Source organism: Flavitalea flava (genome assembly GCF_054461575.1).
In genome coordinates, this window is sequence record NZ_JBTLQH010000002.1 from 486,492 (window position 1) to 507,604 (window position 21,113).

At 45.4% G+C, this 21,113-nt stretch carries 20 protein-coding genes and 1 pseudogene; 14 read left to right on the forward strand and 7 right to left on the reverse strand.

Annotated features, from left to right (window positions below; genetic code table 11):
* The first annotated feature begins 5 nt into the window (after positions 1–5).
* The 10 genes from ACX0G9_RS04535 to ACX0G9_RS04580 all read left to right on the forward strand — a co-directional run bounded on the left by ACX0G9_RS04535 (position 6) and on the right by ACX0G9_RS04580 (position 11,363).
* Complete coding sequence (locus ACX0G9_RS04535) at positions 6–2,285, forward strand: Gldg family protein (RefSeq protein WP_459063663.1); 2,280 nt, start codon at positions 6–8, stop codon at positions 2,283–2,285.
* 26 nt (positions 2,286–2,311) lie between these two features.
* Positions 2,312–3,508 (forward strand): redoxin domain-containing protein, encoded by a 1,197-nt coding sequence (locus ACX0G9_RS04540; protein ID WP_459063664.1) that lies wholly within the window; start codon positions 2,312–2,314, stop codon positions 3,506–3,508.
* Positions 3,509–3,594: 86 nt separating this feature from the next.
* Positions 3,595–4,932: a MutS-related protein gene (locus ACX0G9_RS04545; RefSeq protein WP_459063665.1), complete on the forward strand. Its 1,338-nt coding sequence runs from the start codon at positions 3,595–3,597 to the stop codon at positions 4,930–4,932.
* On the forward strand, positions 4,929–6,263 hold the full coding sequence (locus ACX0G9_RS04550) for a MutS-related protein (protein WP_459063666.1): 1,335 nt from the start codon (positions 4,929–4,931) through the stop codon (positions 6,261–6,263). Before ACX0G9_RS04545 ends, ACX0G9_RS04550 begins: the two co-directional genes overlap by 4 nt.
* A 498-nt stretch (positions 6,264–6,761) precedes the next feature.
* Complete coding sequence (locus ACX0G9_RS04555; protein ID WP_459063667.1) at positions 6,762–7,880, forward strand: acyltransferase family protein; 1,119 nt, start codon at positions 6,762–6,764, stop codon at positions 7,878–7,880.
* A gap of 132 nt (positions 7,881–8,012) precedes the next feature.
* On the forward strand, positions 8,013–9,395 hold the full coding sequence (locus ACX0G9_RS04560; protein WP_459063668.1) for a Gfo/Idh/MocA family protein: 1,383 nt from the start codon (positions 8,013–8,015) through the stop codon (positions 9,393–9,395).
* A 77-nt stretch (positions 9,396–9,472) separates the two neighbouring features.
* Positions 9,473–10,018 carry a dihydrofolate reductase family protein gene (locus ACX0G9_RS04565; protein WP_459063669.1) on the forward strand — a complete coding sequence of 182 codons (546 nt, stop codon included), beginning with the start codon at positions 9,473–9,475 and terminating at the stop codon, positions 10,016–10,018.
* A gap of 87 nt (positions 10,019–10,105) precedes the next feature.
* Positions 10,106–10,510 (forward strand): DUF6597 domain-containing transcriptional factor, encoded by a 405-nt coding sequence (locus ACX0G9_RS04570; protein WP_459063670.1) that lies wholly within the window; start codon positions 10,106–10,108, stop codon positions 10,508–10,510.
* On the forward strand, positions 10,485–10,658 hold the full coding sequence (locus ACX0G9_RS04575; protein ID WP_459063671.1) for a helix-turn-helix domain-containing protein: 174 nt from the start codon (positions 10,485–10,487) through the stop codon (positions 10,656–10,658). Before ACX0G9_RS04570 ends, ACX0G9_RS04575 begins: the two co-directional genes overlap by 26 nt.
* A gap of 168 nt (positions 10,659–10,826) precedes the next feature.
* Positions 10,827–11,363 carry a dihydrofolate reductase family protein gene (locus ACX0G9_RS04580; protein ID WP_459063672.1) on the forward strand — a complete coding sequence of 179 codons (537 nt, stop codon included), beginning with the start codon at positions 10,827–10,829 and terminating at the stop codon, positions 11,361–11,363.
* A gap of 195 nt (positions 11,364–11,558) precedes the next feature.
* Here the strand turns inward: ACX0G9_RS04580 and ACX0G9_RS04585 are convergent, their stop codons facing one another.
* The 3 genes from ACX0G9_RS04585 to ACX0G9_RS04595 form a co-directional block, all read right to left on the reverse strand.
* On the reverse strand, positions 11,559–11,885 hold the full coding sequence (locus tag ACX0G9_RS04585) for a DMT family transporter (RefSeq protein ID WP_459063673.1): 327 nt from the start codon (positions 11,883–11,885) through the stop codon (positions 11,559–11,561).
* Between the two features lie 75 nt (positions 11,886–11,960).
* Entirely contained in the window at positions 11,961–12,524 is a 564-nt protein-coding gene (locus ACX0G9_RS04590) for a Crp/Fnr family transcriptional regulator (protein WP_459063674.1), read from the reverse strand.
* Between the two features lie 399 nt (positions 12,525–12,923).
* Positions 12,924–13,400: a helix-turn-helix domain-containing protein gene (locus tag ACX0G9_RS04595; RefSeq protein WP_459063675.1), complete on the reverse strand. Its 477-nt coding sequence runs from the start codon at positions 13,398–13,400 to the stop codon at positions 12,924–12,926.
* Between the two features lie 73 nt (positions 13,401–13,473).
* Here ACX0G9_RS04595 and tnpC point away from each other — a divergent pair.
* The 3 genes and pseudogenes from tnpC to ACX0G9_RS04610 all read left to right on the forward strand — a co-directional run bounded on the left by tnpC (position 13,474) and on the right by ACX0G9_RS04610 (position 15,791).
* Positions 13,474–15,033: pseudogene (tnpC, locus tag ACX0G9_RS04600) on the forward strand (IS66 family transposase).
* Between the two features lie 192 nt (positions 15,034–15,225).
* Positions 15,226–15,471 carry a hypothetical protein gene (locus tag ACX0G9_RS04605; protein ID WP_459063676.1) on the forward strand — a complete coding sequence of 82 codons (246 nt, stop codon included), beginning with the start codon at positions 15,226–15,228 and terminating at the stop codon, positions 15,469–15,471.
* 8 nt (positions 15,472–15,479) lie between these two features.
* Positions 15,480–15,791 (forward strand): PIN domain-containing protein, encoded by a 312-nt coding sequence (locus ACX0G9_RS04610; RefSeq protein WP_459063677.1) that lies wholly within the window; start codon positions 15,480–15,482, stop codon positions 15,789–15,791.
* A 247-nt stretch (positions 15,792–16,038) separates the two neighbouring features.
* Here the strand turns inward: ACX0G9_RS04610 and ACX0G9_RS04615 are convergent, their stop codons facing one another.
* From ACX0G9_RS04615 to ACX0G9_RS04630, 4 genes are all read right to left on the reverse strand, one after another.
* Entirely contained in the window at positions 16,039–17,025 is a 987-nt protein-coding gene (locus ACX0G9_RS04615) for a hypothetical protein (RefSeq protein WP_459063678.1), read from the reverse strand.
* A 24-nt stretch (positions 17,026–17,049) separates the two neighbouring features.
* Positions 17,050–17,478 carry a hypothetical protein gene (locus ACX0G9_RS04620; RefSeq protein ID WP_459063679.1) on the reverse strand — a complete coding sequence of 143 codons (429 nt, stop codon included), beginning with the start codon at positions 17,476–17,478 and terminating at the stop codon, positions 17,050–17,052.
* A complete protein-coding gene (locus tag ACX0G9_RS04625; protein WP_459063680.1) occupies positions 17,462–17,839 on the reverse strand; it encodes a hypothetical protein in 378 nt (125 codons plus the stop codon). The genes ACX0G9_RS04620 and ACX0G9_RS04625 overlap by 17 nt, the downstream gene beginning before the upstream one ends.
* 171 nt (positions 17,840–18,010) lie before the next feature.
* On the reverse strand, positions 18,011–20,470 hold the full coding sequence (locus ACX0G9_RS04630) for a DEAD/DEAH box helicase (protein WP_459063681.1): 2,460 nt from the start codon (positions 20,468–20,470) through the stop codon (positions 18,011–18,013).
* Between the two features lie 171 nt (positions 20,471–20,641).
* On the opposite strand from ACX0G9_RS04630, the gene ACX0G9_RS04635 reads away from it, so the two are divergent.
* The gene (locus tag ACX0G9_RS04635) at positions 20,642–20,932 is read left to right on the forward strand and encodes a transposase (protein ID WP_459063682.1); all 291 of its coding nucleotides are present in this window, start codon (positions 20,642–20,644) and stop codon (positions 20,930–20,932) included.
* Positions 20,933–21,113: the final 181 nt, after the last annotated feature.

The window sequence follows — 21,113 nt, forward strand, 5'->3', positions numbered from 1 at the left end:
CAGAAATGAAAACGATTTTCAGAATTGCGCGCTTAGAATTGAGTACACTTTTTTATTCTCCGGTAGCCTGGCTGGTATTGATCATTTTCGTTTTTCAATCCGGCCTCGCATTTACCGACATTCTCCATGTATGGCAATTGAACTTTAAAATGGGCTGGGTGAATTCCGAGTTCACCAGTAGAGTGTTCTCCGGACAAAGGGGCTTTTTACCCGGTGTGCAGAATACCTTATACCTCTACATTCCCCTGCTGACCATGGGTTTGATCAGCCGCGAGTTGAGTAGTGGCTCTATAAAGCTGCTCTTGTCTTCCCCCGTAAAGATCTCCGCGATCGTGTTAGGTAAACTGCTCGCCATGATGACCTATTCCTTGCTGCTGGTCATGTTGCTCCTTCCCTTTGTGGTGGCAGGTCACTTTTCCATTGCATCCATGGACTTGGGTCTGGTGTTCTCGGGGATCATCGGTATTTACCTGTTGATCTGTGCCTATTCGGCGATCGGCCTTTATATGTCCAGTCTTACCTCCTACCAGGTGGTGGCCGCTATAAGTACCCTGGTGGTGCTGGCTGCCCTAAATTTCATCGGCAACATATGGCAGGATGTCCCCATTGTAAAAGATGCTGCATATTGGCTGTCGATCTCGGGCCGTTCCGATCAAATGATCTCCGGCCTCATCAGCAGCAAAGGCGTTCTTTATTTTATCCTCGTCATCGTCCTTTTTACGGGCCTGACGATCCTGAAGCTGAAAGGCGCACGGGAATCCTTGTCGAACCTTATAAAAGCAGGCCGCTATGCCTTGTTCGTCGGCCTTGTCCTGCTGCTTGGATATTTTACTTCCAGACCTTTGTTTACGGGTTACCTGGACATGACGGCCACACAAAGCCGCACTTTGACGGTCAACACGCAGAAAGTCCTGAAGCAGCTTACGAAACCGTTAAAGGTTACGACCTATGTCAACCTTTTTGATAATTTCTTTTATAATTTCATGCCCAAACAATTTAACCAGGACAAGGACAGGATGGAGCAATATACCCGGTTCCTGCCAAGGCTGAAAATGGACTATGTATTTTATTACGATAGTACGGATAATGAATATTTATATCAATCGAACCCGGGTAAAACTACAGCAGAGATAGCAAAGAAGGTGGGAGAAAATTTTGATATCAATACGGATAGATATATCAGACCTGAGCAGATCAGAAAGATGATCGATCTGTCGCCGGAGGAGAACCGCTGTGTGCGGCTATATGAGTATGATGGGAAAAGAGGATTCACCCGGATGTTTCAGGATCAGCAGCAATTCCCGGCAGAAGCAGAGATTACGGCTGTGCTGAAAGGCTTTCTCGTGCCGCATCCGGTCGTTGCCTTTGTGGTGGGTGACGACGAACGCGATATTCATAAGGGGGGAGATAAAGGCTATAAAATGGTGACGCATCAGCTGACCTTCCGGTATGCCCTCATCAACCAGGGATTTGAAGTCGATACGATCTCCCTGCAGACCCAGGAGATCCCGAAAGGGCTTTCCTGCCTGGTGATCGCTGACCCCAAGATCCTATATAATGAAAAGGCGCAAACAAAGATCCGGGACTATATCGCGGCCGGTGGCAATGTCATGTTTGCCGGCGAGCCCGGACGGCAGAATATCGTCAATCCGCTGATCGCACCCTTAGGCGTGCAATTGATGGATGGGCAGCTCGTCCAGGAAAGCAAGGATAACGTGCCGAATTTTGTATTGGCGAAGTTTTCCGATACCGCCGGGGCCTATTCCCCCGAGTGGAGGAATACGGGCGGCATCCTTAGCATGATGGGATCGGCCGGTCTGCAGTTTGCAAAAAGTGATTCCTTCGATATCCAGCCGGTAGTCGTAACCAATATTAAGGATACCTGGAACAAGCTGTTAAAGACAAATATGGATAGTGTGAAAGTCACTTATGATCCGGTAGCCGGGGATCTAAAGAAGATCCTGCCCATCGGGGTTGGACTGACGCGTAGCGTAGGCGGCCGGCAACAGCGGATCATGGTCTTCGGGGACGCGGACTTCATGAGCAATGCAGAAATGGGAAGGGGTAATATTCGGACCCGGAATTTTGAGCTGATGGTGGAAATGTTCAAGTGGTTCAGCAACGGAACGTTCCCGGTAGACACCAGCCGCCCGGATATGCTGGATAATAAGCTGACCATCGAAAAAGAAGGCGTTAGTCTCCTGAAGATCCTTTTTATGGGCATCATCCCCGGACTGATCCTGATTGGCGGCGCCATCCTGTTGGTCAGAAGAAAAAGAAAATAAATTCACACAACTCAAAAACATAAAAAATGAAAAAATTACTATTTTTAGGGTTCGCGGGCATACTACTTTATTGTCACGCGCAGTCACAAACCATAGCGACCACCCCGGCAAAAAAAGCTTCGACAGCAAGAAACACCATATCAGCTAAAAGCACGACAAAAAAGCACCCGATCGCCAAGGGTTCCCCAGTCATGGCTAAATCGTTTGAACTTACCGGCAGCATTGCCGGCCTGACCAGCCCCAAAATAATGATGCAATACATGAGCGGAGGCAAGATGCGCATCGACACCACCATCGTATTTAACGGCTCGTTCGTCTTCAGGGGCTCGGTGGACGGCCCGAGTTTTTCCCAGATCATGTCCACGGATTTCACATTCTCGCACAACCAGTACCTGGAGAATACAAAAATGACGATCATTAAAAAAGATACGACCAACGACGTCGTCTTTTCCGGGTCCGCTACCGAAGACGAAAATACGGTCTTCAATAAATACAGGTCCTCGCTGGGAGATAAGATCTACCTGCTTCGGCAGGATCTGGAAAAACAAGGCCAGACGGACGCACCCGGTGCTGACAAAAGAGCCAAGGCGGAATTATATCCTTTATACGATTCGATGAATCTTTTGACGGAAGCATACATAAAAGTTCATCCAAAGAGCCTGATCAGTATTACGGAGCTTGGCAAGATCGCCGGCAGCATCGATACGAAAAAATTGCAGATCGTATTCGCCACACTGGATACATCCCTGCAGGCATCGCCAACCGGAAAAGAGATCTCCGCTTCCATCGAAAAGCGTCTGAAGACCGAAGTAGGCGTCGCCGCAATGCCCTTCTCACAGAAGAACGACAAAGGCGAAGACATCAGCCTGGCTTCCTTCAAAGGCAAGTATCTGCTGATCGACTTCTGGGCCAGCTGGTGTGGTCCCTGCCGCGCCGAAAATCCTAACGTGGTCAAGTCCTTCAACAAGTATAAGGGTAAAGGCTTCATGATCCTCGGCGTATCCCTCGACCAGGACAGTACGAAATGGAAAACCGCCATCGAAAAGGATTCCCTTGGCTGGGCACAGGTGTCAGATCTGAAGGGCTGGCAGAACGCGGTAGCCGCCCAATACGGCGTCCAGAGTATCCCCGCCAATTTCCTCATCGGCCCCGATGGTGTCATCCTCGCCAGGGACCTGAGAGGCGAAGCGCTGGAAGCCAAGCTTGCCGAACTATTGGACTAATAGCCTGCTCTCCCGCAGTTCGCAGTTATAATCGTGCCGCCAGTTCGTTTCAACCCCGAACTGGCGGCACCAACAGCCGAATAAATATGATTTTTACAACCGATCAGCAGACCCTGGAAGACCTGAACATTTTCGGAAAAAATGGCCGCGACTCTGTGTACAGCCTCTTTAACCGCACCAATACCCGTGGCGGAGCAGCCATCCTCGAAGAATTGTTCCGCTACCCTTTATCGGATGCCGGCAAGATCAATGAACGCAGCAGCACCATTCAATACTTTGCATCTCTCGGTGCTATCTTTCCCTTTCGCCCCGAGCTTTTCGACGCTGCGGAACTGTATTTAGCCAATACCGATGAAAGGACCCGGCTTTCCCCGGGCGAGCGTACGCTGGGCAAAAAGATCACCGGGTTGATAGCCGAAGACACGGGATACAAGACCATATATAAAGGAGTGGAGGCCTTGCTGGAGATAATGACGGGGTTGCATGATCTGATAAAGTCCCTGTCCGATACAGGCCCCTACCGCACGCAAAAGGAGGAGATCACCCGCCTGCTCGACTCTCCAGCGTTCAGTTCCTTCCTGCAGGACATCCCCCCCAGTAAACTTCCTTATACCAAAGTAGCTGCCTGTGACGAAATCCTGCGATTCCGCCATCGTGGCATCATAAAAAAGGTGCTGCAACATATTTATTACCTGGATGTCTATATGTCGGTGGCAAGGACCGCTCTCGATCGGGCATTCGTATTTCCCGTAGCCCTGCCGAAGTCTCGGCATACGGTCCTGCTCGAAGGAGTCTATCATCCACAATTGAAAAACCCGGTGGCCAATACGCTCCGGATCACACCGACCAGCAATATAATCTTTCTTACCGGCGCCAATATGGCCGGAAAATCTACCTTTATGAAATCCCTTGGCATTGCCTTATTCCTGGCGCACATGGGCTTCCCGATACCCGCTGCCCGAATGGAGTTTTCTGTCAGGGACGGCATTTATACTACGATCAACCTGTCGGATGACCTGGGCATGGGCGCCAGTCATTTCTATGCAGAAGTACTGCGGGTGAAAAAAGTAGCCCAGGAGCTTAGTCGTTCAAAAGACCTCTTTGTTATCTTTGATGAGCTGTTTCGCGGAACGAACGTAAAAGATGCTTATGAAGCGACAATCGCCATTACTTCCGCCTTTGCGAAAAAAACGAACTCTATGTTCGTTATATCAACCCATATCATCGAGGCAGGATCGATCTTAAAAGAAAAGTGCCCCACCATCAACTTCGTCTTCCTGCCTACCCGCATGAAAGGCAATGAACCGGTCTATACTTATACGCTGGAGACAGGAATTACAGCCGACCGGCATGGCATGATCATCATTAACAACGAAGGCATTCTGGATATCTTACAAAAAGGAATAAAAATAGCCGAGTCATGAGCTTTATTGCAGACAAACAAACCCTGGAAGATCTGAACCTGCTAAGCAAATACAAACCAGACTCCGTATATAACCTTTTCAGGGGGGTGCATACGGGTGGTGGGGAACGATTGCTGGAAAAGATGTTCCGAAGTCCCTTATCCGATCCTGATGCCATCAACAGGCGCAACGCGGTCTTCAGCTATTTTCAGAAGAAGGCGCTGGCTTTCCCTTTAAACAGCAAGCTTTTTGACGTAATGGAAAATTATCTGGACACCGACGGAGACAGCAACATACTGTCAGCCATTATCAATACTTCCTGGAAGAGGTTGCTAGGCGCAATTGTACGGGATGAGACTTACAGTACGATACAAACAGGCGTCCTGGCCTGCATAGAATTATTGAATACATGGTATGATTTTCTGACCAGACTCGGCGATGAAGAGAATAACGACCCACTTAAAGAAGAGAAGAATGCCCTGCGTAAGATTTTTAACGATCCACGCATGGCATGGCTTCCAAAACAGCGGGGTTTGCAACAATTATCCATGTTGAAAACAATTAAGGTTGATCACCTGTTAAGGACTGTTCTTCAGGAAGAAATGACGACAGTATTGGAGATCATCTACCACTTCGATGTATATATTACCGTGGGACGCGCAGCGGCAGCCCATGGCTTTACCTATGCCTATGCGTTGCCTCAGAACAGAAATGTCTTCCGGGCCCTCGGACTCAGACATCCTTGCTTAAAAAATGCAGTAGGCAATTCGATAAATCTCCATCGTGACGGCAACCTACTATTCTTGACAGGAGCTAACATGGCAGGCAAATCGACTTTCATGAAATCTTTCGGAATAGCGGTCTACCTGGCACATATGGGTTTCCCGGTAGCGGCAACGGAGATGGAGTTCTCCATAAAGAACGGACTCTATTCCTCCATCAATGTGCCCGACAATTTAAATCTTGGATATAGCCACTTCTACGCCGAAGTACTGCGGGTAAAGAAAGTCGCAGAAGAGGTCGGTAGATCTCAAAACATGGTTGTGATATTCGATGAACTTTTTAAAGGCACCAATGTGAAAGACGCCTATGATGCCACGCTGGCTATTACGCATGCTTTTGCGGCGTATACAAACTGCTTTTTTATTGTTTCCACCCATATTACCGAAGTGGGAGAAGTACTGGCTGAAAGGTGCGATAGCCTGCAATTGGCCTACCTTCCAACCATCCTGGATGGGCTGGTACCCAGGTATACCTATAAGCTGGAAAAAGGCATCAGCGCTGACCGTCATGGCATGATGATCATTGAGAACGAACAGATCGTACAAATCATCGAGTCAACTAATACTTAAAAAACTCCTTCATCCGCGCTAAATATAAATCCTTCTTCCTCCTGCTTACCTCCGCCGGAAAATCATTACTCAAGATCACCCTACCCCCATCACCCCGCTGATATTCGTTGCTGATATTCGTTGATATGCCCCATATTGATTAAATACGACTTATGTATCCGCATAAACCCGCCGCCGACAGAAATGTCTCCTTTCATGGAACAGTGGATGATATCATCCAACTCTATCACTTGAAACCCTTTCAACGAAGGAAGACATAGCATAACCTTATGATGCCGGCTCCATTCCCGCCCATGGCTTAAAATCCGTATCTTTTATCTTTTAGACGTTCAAGTTCCTGCATGGTTAATCAATAATGTTCCCAGCGGTCCGTCCGAAGTGGTAAATGGATGATATGCAGTGTCATTGGATTTTTGCTTTATTCGCAATTCGCGAATTGCGAATCGAGGATGGAAGAGATCGACCGAGCCTATCAAATGTATTAAACTAAATAATAACATGTCTCCTTCTTCCCGTTTTACGGCATTGGATGTTTTTCGGGGTATGACCGTTTGTTTTATGATCATCGTCAATACACCAGGCAACGGAAGTACGACTTTTGCCCCTTTGTTGCATGCCGACTGGCATGGCTTTACCTTGACGGACCTGATGTTTCCTTCCTTTCTGTTTGCTATTGGCAATGCGATGAGTTTTGCCACGGAAAAATGGAAGACCATGGAACAATCGCAGGTACTGTATAAGATCTTTAAACGAACCCTGCTCATTTTCCTGTTGGGCTTTGCCCTGCAATGGTTCCCCGGTCTTGATCATACCAACCATTTTGTTTTTAAGACTTTTGCGGAGATCCGCATAATGGGTGTTCTGCAGCGTATCGCCATAAGTTATGCCCTGGCCTCCCTCCTGCTCTATTACGGAAAACCCAAAACCGTTTGGACCATCCCTGTAGCGCTTTTATTGGTTTATTGGGGAGGGCTTTATCTTTTTGGGGATCCCGGCGCAGAACTGACTCCTGCCGGTAATGCCATACGAAAATTTGATCTTTGGATCATGGGGCCTCATCATATGCAGCACGATAAAGGGATCGCTTTCGAACAACAGGGGTGGCTGGCTAATCTTTCATCCATAGTAAATATCCTCGCCGGTTTCTGGGTCGGTCAGTTCATCCGGCAAAAAGGAAAATCCTATGAAGGTCTTGCCAAACTTTTGGTTACCGGTTTTGCCCTTTATGCACTGGCCTGTTTGTGGGATCTTTCCTTTCCTATCAACAAAAGATTGTGGACCAGTTCTTATACGTTATATACCATCGCTTTGGACTGTATGATCCTGGGCAGCATCATTTTTGTGATCGATTTTTGGGGAAAGACCAAATGGACTCCCTTCTTTGAAGTGTTCGGCAAAAACCCTCTTTTTATTTATATTTTTTCAGAGGTGGCGGCCTGGTTGCTTTTTACAATCCCCGTATCACCGGGAAAATCTATCGGCAGCTGGATTTTTGAATTATGTGCGTCTTTTACGGGGAACTATGGCGGATCGCTGCTTGCTGCCATCCTTTTTATGCTATTCTGCTGGCTGGTAGCCTGGTTGATGGACAAAAAAAAGATCTATGTGAAGGTATAAAGCTGGATCGATCGATCGGGCTATGAATGGTCTGAAAATGGCCTGAAGATTGAATGTACATGGGCCGTAAATTTGGGCTGTGAATTGGTGGTACGTGGGCTGTAAATGCGCGATAAATTTAAAGAGATAATTATGGATAAGATGTCAACCACCCAAATGGGGAACCCCGTTAACCGCCGGGATTTTTTAAAAGAGTCCGCCATGGCTGGTCTTGGTCTTTCGTTGCTGTCCATTAAAAGTTTGGGCTCCGAAAAAAAAGAAGAAGTCCGTGTCGGTCTGATCGGCGTCGGCAACCGGGGAAGATTACACCTGGAAGAAATGCTCAAACGAAAAGATGTAGTCGTAGTCGCCATGGCCGATCCGGATAAAACGATGATGGCAAGGGCGCAGAAACTCATTGCCGCCTATCCATCCAAAAACAAAGTTGTTGAATATACCGATGGCAACTATGATTACCGGAATTTGTTAAAGCGAGAGGATATCGATGCCGTTATCATTTCTTCTCCCTGGGAATGGCATCTCCCCCATAGCGTGGACGCCATGCATGCCGGCAAAATAGTGGGCGTGGAGGTCGGCGGAGCAATAAGTTTAACTGATTGCTGGGAATTCGTCGACACCCTGGAGAAAACAAAAGTGCCCATCATGATCCTGGAAAATGTTTGTTACCGCCGGGATATCATGGCCATCCATCATATGGTCAAACAAGGGTTGTTTGGAGAGCTATTACATCTCCAGGGCGGCTATCAGCATGATATGCGGGCCAGAAAATTCAACGATGGGATAAATCCCGATACGCCCGGGGTCGAGTTCGGGGGCAATGCTCCAAGCACCCCACGATGGAGGACACAACATTCCATCGACCGGAACGGCGATCTCTATCCGACCCACGGGCTAGGGCCCATAGCGCAAATGCTGGATATTAACCGGGGTAACCGCTTAACCCGATTATCTTCCGTAGCCACCAAATCAAGAGGTCTCCACCGTTTTATCGTCAACCATCCCAAAGGCGGTTCCGGTCATCCCCATGCAAAAATAGAGTTTAAACTGGGGGATATCGTCACTACGCAAATCCAAACAGCGGGCGGGGAAACCATCGTGCTGACCCATGACACCTCCTCTCCCAGGCCGTATAACCTCGGTTTTCGGGTACAGGGCACCCAGGGGCTCTGGCAGGAGTATCATGACGGCTCGCCCAAAGAAGGTCTTATCTATTTCGAAGATAAAAGTCCCGATCACAGTTGGGAGGATCCGCAGAAATATCTGCAGCAGTACGATCATCCTTTATGGAAAGAGTTCGAAGAACAGGCTAAAAATGCCGGTCACGGAGGCATGGATTTTTTTGTGGATAATGCCTTTGTGGAATGTATCAAACGAAAGACCCCCTTTCCGATGGATGGTTATGATCTGGCTACCTGGTATGCAATTACGCCGCTGAGCGAACAATCGATCCGGGAGGGAGGCCAGATGCAGAATATTCCTGATTTTACCAGGGGTAGTTGGAAAGGGAGGAAATAGGATCCACAGAAAATGAGTTGAATCCATTATAGTTTACATTTGCATTGTAATATTTTCAATCAACAACTATTCAATTTATGGCCAAACTTATCTTCGGGATGATGCAATCCCTTGACGGTTATATTGCCGGTGTTCCAGGCGGTCCGGAACTACCGCCTCCCGGTCCGGCCCTGCATCGTCATTTCAATGATCATGTCCGAGGATCCGCGGGAATGGTTTACGGTAGGCTTATGTATGAGGTAATGCGTTATTGGGATGACGACCAACCCGGATGGGGGGAGATTGAGCATGACTTTGCTGCGGCTTGGCGCGCTAAGCCCAAATGGGTTGTATCACGTTCTCTTAAAGCTGTGGGTTCCAACGCGAGCGTTGTGAGCGACGATATAGGAAAATTCGTCGAACGGCTCAAGGCTGAACTCGATGGCTATATTGATATAGCCGGCCCCACGCTAGCAAGTAGCCTCTCGGCACTCAACCTTATCGACGAATATCATCTTTATTTTCGTCCCTTTGTTTTAGGGGGCGGAAAATCATATTTTTCTGCTGTCAGTCCCCGGCTTCAATTTGTGGCGGCCCTACCGGTGGAAGAAGACGCAGTCAGGCTAATTTATATTCCTTCATAAATTCTTCCACCCCCTTCATCTATCAGGTGTTGAAAAGTAATTGCCGAAAACTTTTCAGCTATGCTTAGTATAACCTAAATTCGGCGCATGCGTTTGCAACTGTATAATATCACTCCATGTTTACAGCCTTACATTAAGCTGATATGCACTATGGACTGCGATGCAGATGCAGACACAAGTCATATACGTGTGCTGCCGGATACTTGTGTTGAGCTGTTTGTGAACTACACCAGCACACCTGTAGCCATCATTGGCAACGAGCTGTACAAGCGCAGCATCATTACTTTTCGCATGAGCCGTCCAATGGACGTGCAGATGCGCAAGGGAGCTGGTTGCCTGGCTATTTGTTTTCATCCTGGTATGGCATATATGTTCTTTCAGGTTCCGATGCACGTATTAACTGATACTACTGCGGCCCTATCCGATATATGGAATGGCCTGGCTGGCGCAACTCACAGGTGGTTTGATGCCGGTAAGCAAGCTTACTGGTGATACCGGCCTCAGCCAACGCCATCTTTCAAGAAAGTTTCAGCAATATGTAGGCTTATCACCTAAAGAGTATCTACGTGTCTGCAGATTCATACGATCTTTGCATCATCTGAAAAAATATCCTTTGCTCTCACTTACTGAGGTGGCTTAGGAAAGTGGCTACTATGACCAAGCCCATTTTAACCGCGACTATAAGGCCTACTCTGACCATACTCCCGGTGAGGTGGCGCACGCACAGCATATTTTTTATTGATGTCCGTTTTGTACAATTTCAGACAATTGAATCCATGTAATTTTGCGGCATAAAAACATTAGTAATATGAGAAAACTAATATTAGGGTTGGCAGTAACATTGGATGGGTACATTGAAGGACCCAACGGCGAATATGACTGGTGTTTTACAGACCAGGACTATGGTTTGGCCGAATTCTTTTCCCGTATAGATGCGATCTTCATTGGCCGTAAGAGCTACGAAATTGCGCAGCAACACACCGATGGCGATAATGGAGAAATGGTACCCGGTATGCCAGCAATGACGGAATACGTATTTTCCAGAACGCTGAAATCAGTGAAAGAAGGCGCTGTCCTTATATCGGACGATAGTATTACCGAAGCCCGAAAGATAAAAGAGCAGCCAGGCAAGGACATATGGTTATTTGGCGGCGCTTCCCTTACCGATGCCCTAATGAAAGAAGCCTTGGTAGATGAATTATGGATGTCAGTACATCCGTTATTACTTGGCAGTGGCAAGCTTTTGTTCCACAAGCATAACAGCCGAACCAAATTAACCCTACTGGAAAGCAAAACTTACGAAACAGGCTTAGTGTCGCTCCGTTACAGCATCGATAAAGTGTAAATTATTCCGGTATTTGCATTAAGGATGCCAGGAAATATTTTTCTAAGTTATGCCTCATGCTTAATGGATCGGTCATGCATATTTTGATCCAATAGGGCGCCGAAAAGAAAAAACAGGCAAAGCTGTTGTCATAACTGACCCATATGCAGTATTTATAATGGATAAAGTACTGAAAATGTTCATATGCAAAAAACTTTAGTGTGATGCTGCTTTCAGTCCCACGATGGAACATATTAATGTTGCCAGGAAGAAAAGCCTCCAGAAATTAGCCGGTTCGTGAAAAATAAAGATCCCCATCAAGGCAGTACCGACTGCGCCTATACCTGTCCATACGGCATACGCGGTTCCCAGGGGCAGGGTTTGTGTGGCTTTCATTAATAAAAGCATACTGGCCACTAATGAGAACAAGAAAGCGCCGTACCATAAATACATGGCCATACCTACCGATTCCTTTGCTTTTCCGAGGCTGGATGTAAATGCTACCTCAAATAACCCAGCGATGATTAAAATAATCCAGTTCATGATGTTTGATTTTATGGCAGCAAGTTCACACTTTGTAAGAAGTAAAAATTTTACAAATGATAAAAAATAAGCCATCTATTTCAAGTCAGCCCTGATCCTGCTCAAACTAACCTGCGTCATACCGAGGTAAGAAGCGATATGACCAAGTTGTACCCGAAGCAGTAATTCGGGATCGGTTGCCATCAGTTCTTTGTAGCGTTCCATCGCTGTTCTGCATTGCCTGAAAATAAGCCGTTCTTCCACTTTTATCAATTCCTGCTCGGCAAATTTTCGTCCCCAATTGGCGACGTGAATATCTTCATTGAACAGCCTGCGCAGATGTTCTGTATTTAGTTCGTACAGATCACATGGTTCCAGCAATTCTATGGTTTCATATCCTTTTTTATTTTCAACATAGTTCTTCATGGAAATGACAGCGTCACCTTCTTTTCCAAACCAGAAGGTTATATCTTCATCATCCGGATTGGCATATGCCCGCACTATACCTTTCTTTATGAAATACACTTTTGAATCTATCCTGTTCACTTTAAACAAAACATGTGCTTTGGGATAGGTTATTTCGTAGATGCTTTCTTTCAGTACCGTTCTTGATTTTTCCGGTAGTGGGTATATATTATCAATTATATTGTCTATATCCATAAGTGACTCATATTAAAAAGCGAATATACATATTGTATATAATTACTGGAGTCAAATGTCGTATCTATCCTTAATGCTGATAAAATGAAAATGTCTTCCCTTGTGCTGTCGGGAGCTGATTATGAAAAAAGGATAAAATATTTTTTCAACTGTTCTTTTCTGTCATGCCGTTAATGTATTTATCTGCCTCCAAAAGGTCTAAATAATTACCGGTGATGGATTTGTTTAGTACAAGTTGCTAACCTGTTAAGAATTAGTGTAAAAACCCGAATTTTCTTGCCTATTTTCCTAAGGGCGAAGCCTCAATGAAAGCAATCAGGTATATTTTATTTATTTGTTTCACAAGTTTCTCTATATAGTCTTCCAATTCATGATTCATGAACAATTAGATCTATGTAACTACTCAGGAGGGTTGTAGTTACTACTGTCCTCGGCCTTCTTCAGCTTTTGTAACCATCGCTGGCACATACGGATTTTTAGGTGAACCCCATATTTTTTAGTCAGGTATGTCGCCAGTGTTTTACCATCCCATGTTGGCGAATCAATGCCATAACGCGTTGGCTTTTTCTTCAACACGTATTTTATATTTTGTATTTGATCTTTTGAAAGGCGCGTATTTCTGCCCGGTTTGACTTTCCCTCTTAAGGCTTCAATATTTCCACCCTCTCCCTGATTGAGCTTGTGGACCCATCCTGTTAATGTCTGCGGTGTGTTCCCGAATATTCTGGACACCTCAGAACAATTGGTGGTTTCGTTTTCCAGCAATAGTAATATCCCATGCAGTTTGTGCGCAAACTTTAACTCCTCGGAGCTATGGAGGTATTCCAGGATCTGTTGTTTTATTTCTTCCGGCTTTTTTATAAATAGTCTTTTCATGCTGTTGGACAAATATAAAAAAATAAAAGGAGTTTATCTATTACAATTAATATAATACGCATATATTTACCTATTGAGAAAAAAACTACCTCCGATCGCTCCCCTTTCCTTTACGCAGGCTGGATTTGTTCAATGGCAGGCCGATTATAAGGCGCTTCGTTACCAGGTTGCCACCCTTCAACTCTCTAAGCAGCGAAAGACCGCACAGGTTACCTATTACCATGGCGAAAACAGGCGGTTACAGAAAGAAAATGGCTCACTTACCCAAAAAAATGACCTCCTGGTCAAAGATGTTTTAAAAGCATACGCCGCCAATAGAAAGCTTCACCAAAAAAATGAACAATGCCATAAGGAAATGGCGGAGCTACAGGAAGCTTTACGCATAGCCCGACTGCCCAGAAATAGTGCCAATAGTTCCCGACCGCCCTCGACTGATCTGTATAAGCCCCCTAGAAATACAGCTACCAGTCTTCGGCAAAAAAGCGGGAAAAAGACAGGAGGACAGCCCGGGCATGCCGGATCCACCCTGTTGTTTAATAAGGCCACACCCGATGCCCTTATCCAACACAGCGCTGCTTTTTGTGAACAATGCGGCAATGATTTAGCTCCCCTCAGCGCAACGTCCGAAGAGACCCGCCAGGTCGTAGACATCCCGGAGCCCCGCTACTTTATTACCAACCACATCACCTACAAAAAAACATGCTGTTGTGGACACGACAATCATGGATCCTTCCCCGCTACTGTTAAAAGCAAGGTCAGCTATGGAAGTGGGCTGGAAGCAGTGGTGGTCAATCTATCCACCCGTCAGTATCTACCCTACGGCAGATTGTCCACCCTCATAGCAGACCTGTACGGCATAACCATCAGCGAAGGAACGATTGCCAATATCCTGGAACGCTTTGAAGCCAAAGCCCAAAGGGTCTATGGTCATATACAAGCTGCTATATACAAAGCTGAAGTAGTCGGCAGTGATGAGACAGGCGCCAACGTAAACGGCCAGCGCCATTGGTTCCATACCTATCAATCTTCCCTGCTCACTTTTATCGGCTATCACCCCTCCCGGGGTACAGAAGCCCAGCAACAATTTTACCCGGCAGGATTACCCAATACCACCCTGGTATCGGACTGCCTGGCTATGCAGTTAGCTACCCCTGCTGCCCGACATTAGGCGTGCGTCCCTCACTTACTAAGAGAACTCAATGCCATGCAGCAGGAACATCCGCGTCACCGCTGGCCTAAACAGATGAAACAGCTTTTACAGCACGCCCTAAAGCTCAAAAAACAACGCTATACTCACCGGCAGGTAAAACAAATCGAGCAACAGTTCCACCAACTATTGGAACGCCCACAAACCAACGCTCCAGGTAAAATCTTTGCCTTCTGGAAAAGAATGATCAAGCACTCCGATAAAATATTTACCTTCCTCCATGATGAAAATGTACCCCCGGATAATAATGGAAGTGAACGCGCTATCCGAAATGTAAAGGTGAAACAAAAAGTCTCCGGGCAGTTCAAAACAGCACTTGGTGCCAGGCGGTATGCTACGTTTAGATCTATTATCGATACCCTCCATAAACAAGGCAAAAATGTCCATGACTCCCTGGTCAAAATTGCCAACCTCGTTCCTAATTAATTGCCAACCCATTTACGCTACTTATTTACACACTACAGGGTCGATCTCCTAAAATCAAGGTAAAATTGGCTTTTTCCTGCCCTAATAGACCTGGGTAGTTACATTTTTTATCAGATTGACAACGCAATTCATTAAAAAACAAAAAATAGTACTAAATATCAACTCGTATATTTTTTAGTAATTTTACATATTATGCAAGCAAACGATTATATACCCTCACCTCTGAATGATCAGCAAGTAATGATGCTAAGATTGCTTAAGAAACCTTTGCCGGAGGAAGATTTTTTACAAATGCGCAGGCTCGCTGTTAAATTATTATCTAAGCAATTGGACGAAACCGTTAACAAATGGGAATTAGAAAATGATATTTCTGAAGAAACTTATGAAAAATTAAATAAAGGTCATTTTCGTACATCATCTTCCAAACATCCGGAATAAAGGTTGTAATGGATTCCAATGTTTTACTGGTAGCAATTGGGAAAAGGAGTAAATATAAGCCAATTTGGGATGCTTTTATTGATGGTAAATATCAGCTAATAATTTCTGAAGAAGTCTTCCACGAATATGAAGAAATTCTTAGAGAACATTCAGCTCCCGGAGCAGCAGAATTTGTTTTAGAAATATTTGTAGAATCTCCAGATATAATTTACAATCGCATATATTATTCCTGGAATGCGATTAGCCAGGATCCTGATGATAATAAATTCTTCGATGTAGCTGTTTGTTGCCGCCAATGCAGATTATCTGATAACCAATGATGCTCACTTTAATGAAGCCGCAAAAATTCCCTTCCCCAAGGTAAATATTTTATCAGCGGATACATTTTTAGATATGGTCCAAAAGTTCGACGCCCTTTAAATCTGCCACAAAATGGTTTAAATTTTGGCCTTGTTTGATAATACGTCGTCTATGCCTTCTTACTTATATTTGGTCAAAGGATTCTGAATTGCGAAACATATCGCCCCTCCGTGTACGAGCGTCCATTGCGGTATTGCCCTTCTTCCTTTATAAGGAATTAGGGATATAGAAGGGCGCCTCTACCAACAGTTTATTATTTATCCCATTTACCGTTATGGTACTTAACTCGCGGGGCATGCCTACCAAATCATAGTCTTTTTCAAAAATTGTTTGCCTGGCCAATGAATCAGGTAGGCAATTTGAAAATTTAGAAAACCACTTAACACGTAACTGTTCTAGCGCGAGGGCTTCCAGTTCTGGCCTGCTCTTGGCTTTAAGAGAGGAAAGCATTTTCTGGAGTTCTTCCACAGACATTGGACTCAACTTTTTAAAATCGATTCTCACCTGCTTAAAATCACAACTAATTTCTGCGTCTAATTTCGTGGAAAGAAGTATGGCTACTACCCGGTTGATCTTTTCACCGGAAAAAGTCCAGAGATAGATGATATTACCATCTTCCGCTACATCCCAAACCCATTTACCTTGCTTCCAATTTAAAGCGTTATATATATTCCGCTCCATCCGGAGAATGACATTGGCTATTGGATCCAGGAAGGGAGGGATCCCGTCGGTCACCAACAGCCGACCTACTTCCTGGGCCAATTCAAAGGGAACATCAAAATAAGTCACGCTTTTCCATTTTGGAGCAATACCGCTTGTATTCTTTTTGACAGATACCTGTTGTAATTCATGATCTATATTGACAGCACTCCATTCCTGGCCGCCCAGAACAAAAATAAAGGGCAGTTCGCGCGCCCGGGCAAAGCCCGAATCGAGTGTTCCAATTACCTTTTTACCATCTACCACATTGTACATGGGGCCGGTATCAAAAATGGCAAAAAGCCTTTTCCAGTTGGCCCTGAGAAACTCGCTTTCGGTTTTATTGCTAGTTAATAAAACATGCTCGCCACCAGTCCGTAAAAAGTCTTCTTTGACCATATGATCGATCAATGTGTCGAATTGATTTCTGGACACCTGTGAAAAGCAGTATGCTTTTGAAAGAATGTTCCAAATGACATCAGCCGTAGTGCCCATTTTTTGAAGGCAAACACAAATAACCTAGTGGGCAAGTATATGAAAAGCTCTTTTTGGAAATAAGATATCTTCTGACACGTGTTCCATTCCTAAGCAGACGCAGGCAGTCAACAAGATCATTTCGTCAGGGTCCGAACACAGCCCCCGGAAATGTTGTAATTGACCGGATCGACGACCAGTTCTGCCTACACGCTGCAAGAAAGACCCAGAACTGTTTAAACCACTTATTTGGATTACCTGATCAAGGTCGCCGATATCACTTTGCGGGTGAACATCCAACCCGTAATTGGAATTCAAGTTTAATACTTTCTTTTCGTCAAGGATTACCTGAATTTCATCTGCGTTGACAAAATAACCACAATAATAACTACTCTTTATTTTTCTAACGATAGTACTTTTGCCGCTGCCATTAGGCCCTGCAAGGATGCGCAGCCTTCTACTTCTTTCTGGCATGTAAAACTTCTGATTTTATATGCCTGAAAAATTCCATTTCTGTAAGGCCCTCAGTTATAACAACTACTTCAATCCGACCATCTGGGTATTGTTTAAGAATCTGGCCATTTTTTGCAAAAACTTTTGGAATACCAACAGCTTTGGCTTCGGAGGCAGCTGCTTGTCCAGCTTCGCGAGCTAATTTTTGAATTTCGACGGAACCGCTAGAGCTTGTTTCAATTTCGGAAAAATCGTATGTGGTCTTATTTTTTTTGAAAAACCCAAATATTCTTCCGGGCCATTGAACTATCCTATATATTGTCCAAGCGTCTGTTTTACCATTGGCTAAAGAAACATGGCTATTTCCATTAGAAGATTTCATGCTACTAAGGTACTAATAATAATAATAAATTTATTACTAAAACTCAGCTTGAAATCTTGCTAATAGGAATGAGCTATACTATTTTTTTACGTATTTAATTGATTTAAAATAAATTAAATATTAAATCAACCTGCTCTTGTTATATTTTCATAAATAAACATAACAAGACTACTATTTGCCATATCCATTCAAAAGTCCTCCCAGGAGATGGAGCACTTTTTCTACGGTCTTTTTATTTTCTACCGGTAATTTTAGCCAGGTCCGGCCGGTCCGTTCATCTTTCTCCGTGATAGTTGCTGCTAATTGCTGTACTGCCTGCGGATCTTGAAGCGTATTGATCAATTGGGTAAAGAAGTTGATCCCGTTCTGAACAAGCGAAGCGGGAGAAGGACCTATCGTCCCGTCGGCATCGGTGGTTCCGTTGTGCCTTTCTGTATCAGGAGCTAACGCTTGCTGTACCGGTTCGTCTTCCGGTATGGCAGGGATGGCCAGTTCATCCTTCCCAACAGCCACTTTAGCTATTTCCGCTTGTTCTTCGACATCAAATAAGGAGCCTTCCTTCGGTATTTCCTGCGTAATGGATTCCACAGATTGCATGAATTTTGAAAACCGGTCCTCACCCAGGAAAATACTGTCCTCTCCATTATCCAATATCCCAGCCGCTATTGCCGTTTTGAATTGCAGCACTGACAGGAGACGCTGCTCGATCGTTCCCTGTGCTATCAGGTTGGTAACGGATATGGCTTTCTTTTGCCCCATGCGGTGGATCCGGCCGATCCTTTGTTCCAACACGGCTGGGTTCCAGGGAATGTCCATATTGATCATGTTGGAGGCCGCCTGCAGGTTAAGGCCCACGCCGCCCGCATCGGTGGAGAGGAAAACCTTGCAAGCCGGATCATTGTTGAAATTGGTGAACAGTTGCTCCCTGTTCTTACCGGGTATGCCTCCGTGCAGGTATTCGAATTTCACCTTTCTTTTTTTCAGGCCTTCAGCGATCAACCTGGTCATCCTTTCCCATTGGCTGAAGATCACCACTTTTTCATCTTCCATCCCCAGCAGTTCATCCAGTATATTGAACAGCTCGTCCAGTTTGGTCTGGTGGTTGGTCTGCTGGTCGATAATATAGGTGCTGTCGCAGACCATACGCATCATGTTCAGGTTATTGAGCAGGCGTTGCCTGTCCTGTTCGTTCAGGAACCCGGAACGTCTCCATTTGTGGACAAGCTTAGCGACAATTTCCCTGAATTCTTCATGCATTTCAGCCTGGACCGGCGTCAAGGGCACGAACAGATTCTTATCCATCCTGGCAGGCAACTGTTTCAGTACTTCCTTTTTGGTACGGCGCAGGAGCAGACAGGATAATTGGCGACCGATCTCGTTCAGCCCCTTATACCCGGTGACTTTCCCGTTATGACCATCTTTGACCTGGTGTTTCGTAAGAAAATGGTGCAGGGAACCCAACTGGAAAGGGTCAATATATTGCACCAGGGAATATAGTTCCTCAATATTGTTTTCCAGCGGGGTGCCCGTGAGCACCAAGGCATAAGGAGAACGTATGCGTTTGATATTTTGGGATATTTTCGCCTTCCAGTTCTTTATTCGTTGCGCCTCATCCAGTATCACGATATCCGGTTGCATTTTATTGATGAGATCCCAGTCGTTACCGGCCATATGATAGCTTACGATCTTGAAATAGCTTTCATCCTTTTCGTACAGGGACATACGCATAAGGTAGCTCCCTTCTATGACAGTGACAGTGCTGCCGGTGAATTTCTGTATTTCTGCCTTCCATTGGTATTTCAATGAAGTAGGGCAAATGATGACCGCTTTTTGCGTCTTCCATTGTTGGTTCATGAGCGTCGCCCAGGCGATGGCCTGCACGGTCTTTCCGAGTCCCATATCATCGGCCAGTATTGAACGGCCGCACCGGGTCGCAAATAATATTCCCTCCTGCTGATAAGGGAACAGGCTTACATTTACCAGGCCCTTCAGCAGTTCTATGCCCTGTCGCTTCACTAGAGTCTGGAGACAAGCCTGGTCCCTACCTGCCAGGATCATTTGCAAGGCATCTTCATAGCAGCGAAAAGAGGCGTCGATACCATAAGCTTCCTTCAACAATTGGTCAATCCTGAACCAGGCACCCGGCAGAAGGGTATAATGCTTGTCAAAATAATTGCCTGCCCATTTCTCAAATTTCTTTTTGTTGTCAGCGCCGATCCGCAGCTTTAGTTTTCTTTCCCCCAGGTAGGACACATAGAGGGAAGAATATGAGAGTACGGGTGGCTTATCCAGAAGCTGTTTTATCCCGCGTCGCCGACCAAGCTGAATCCGAACTGATTCTATATGTTTACAGGCGCCTAATTGATTGGTCTTGAAATCGGGGCAGGAACAGAAGTTCAGGCTGTTATCCCGGCTACGCAAGGCAATTTTATAGGTATTCTTTGAGGTATGGCTATAAACACTGTAGTCACTATATACCGGTTGGCTGCCCAGGTTCTTTATGGTGAAGCTTTCTTTTTCCGCCATTTGGCGTCTCAGCGCTGTCTGCCATGCTCCATCCGTCATATCGTCCGGCCTGCGGGTATGCGGAACCCGCAAGGAAGGGGAAGGCTTAGTATTTTTCTTTTTCAAAATCTTTTTAGAAGCAGTTTTGGAAGTCTTTTTGATTTTTTTAACAGGAGACATGGAATCTATGGATTTAGCGATGCAAAAATACAGGGGATGGAATGATTGTATATCACTCCCCTAAAATCGGACCATCGGGTTAGTTAAAAAGAATTTCTTAATTTTAACTATCTCAAGATGAAAAAACAATCACGCCGTAAGTTTTCCGCTGACTTCAAGGCCAAAGTAGCCTTGGAAGCCGTCAAGAACCATCAAACGCTGGCCGAGCTTGCCTTAAAATTCGATGTAAACCCTGTAATGATCTCCAAATGGAAGTCCGAGTTCCTGGAGAATATGGCTGCCGCATTCGAAAAGAAGGGTGCTACTGAATCCGAATCAGTCGATACCCATGAGCTCTACGCCCAAATCGGACAGCTGAAGGTCGAGAATGAGTTTCTAAAAAAAAGTTTCAAGAGACTTGGGATGTAGAAACCCGCGCCTCTCTGATACAGCCTCATTCTTCGAAGGTATCCGTTCGTAAGCAATGCGAGCTACTGACAGTGAACCGAAGCAAAATCTATTACAAACCAGTACCGGAAAAGCCTGAAAACATCAAAATGATGAATATCCTGGACAAGCATTTAACCCAGCATCCCACGGAAGGCGTTGA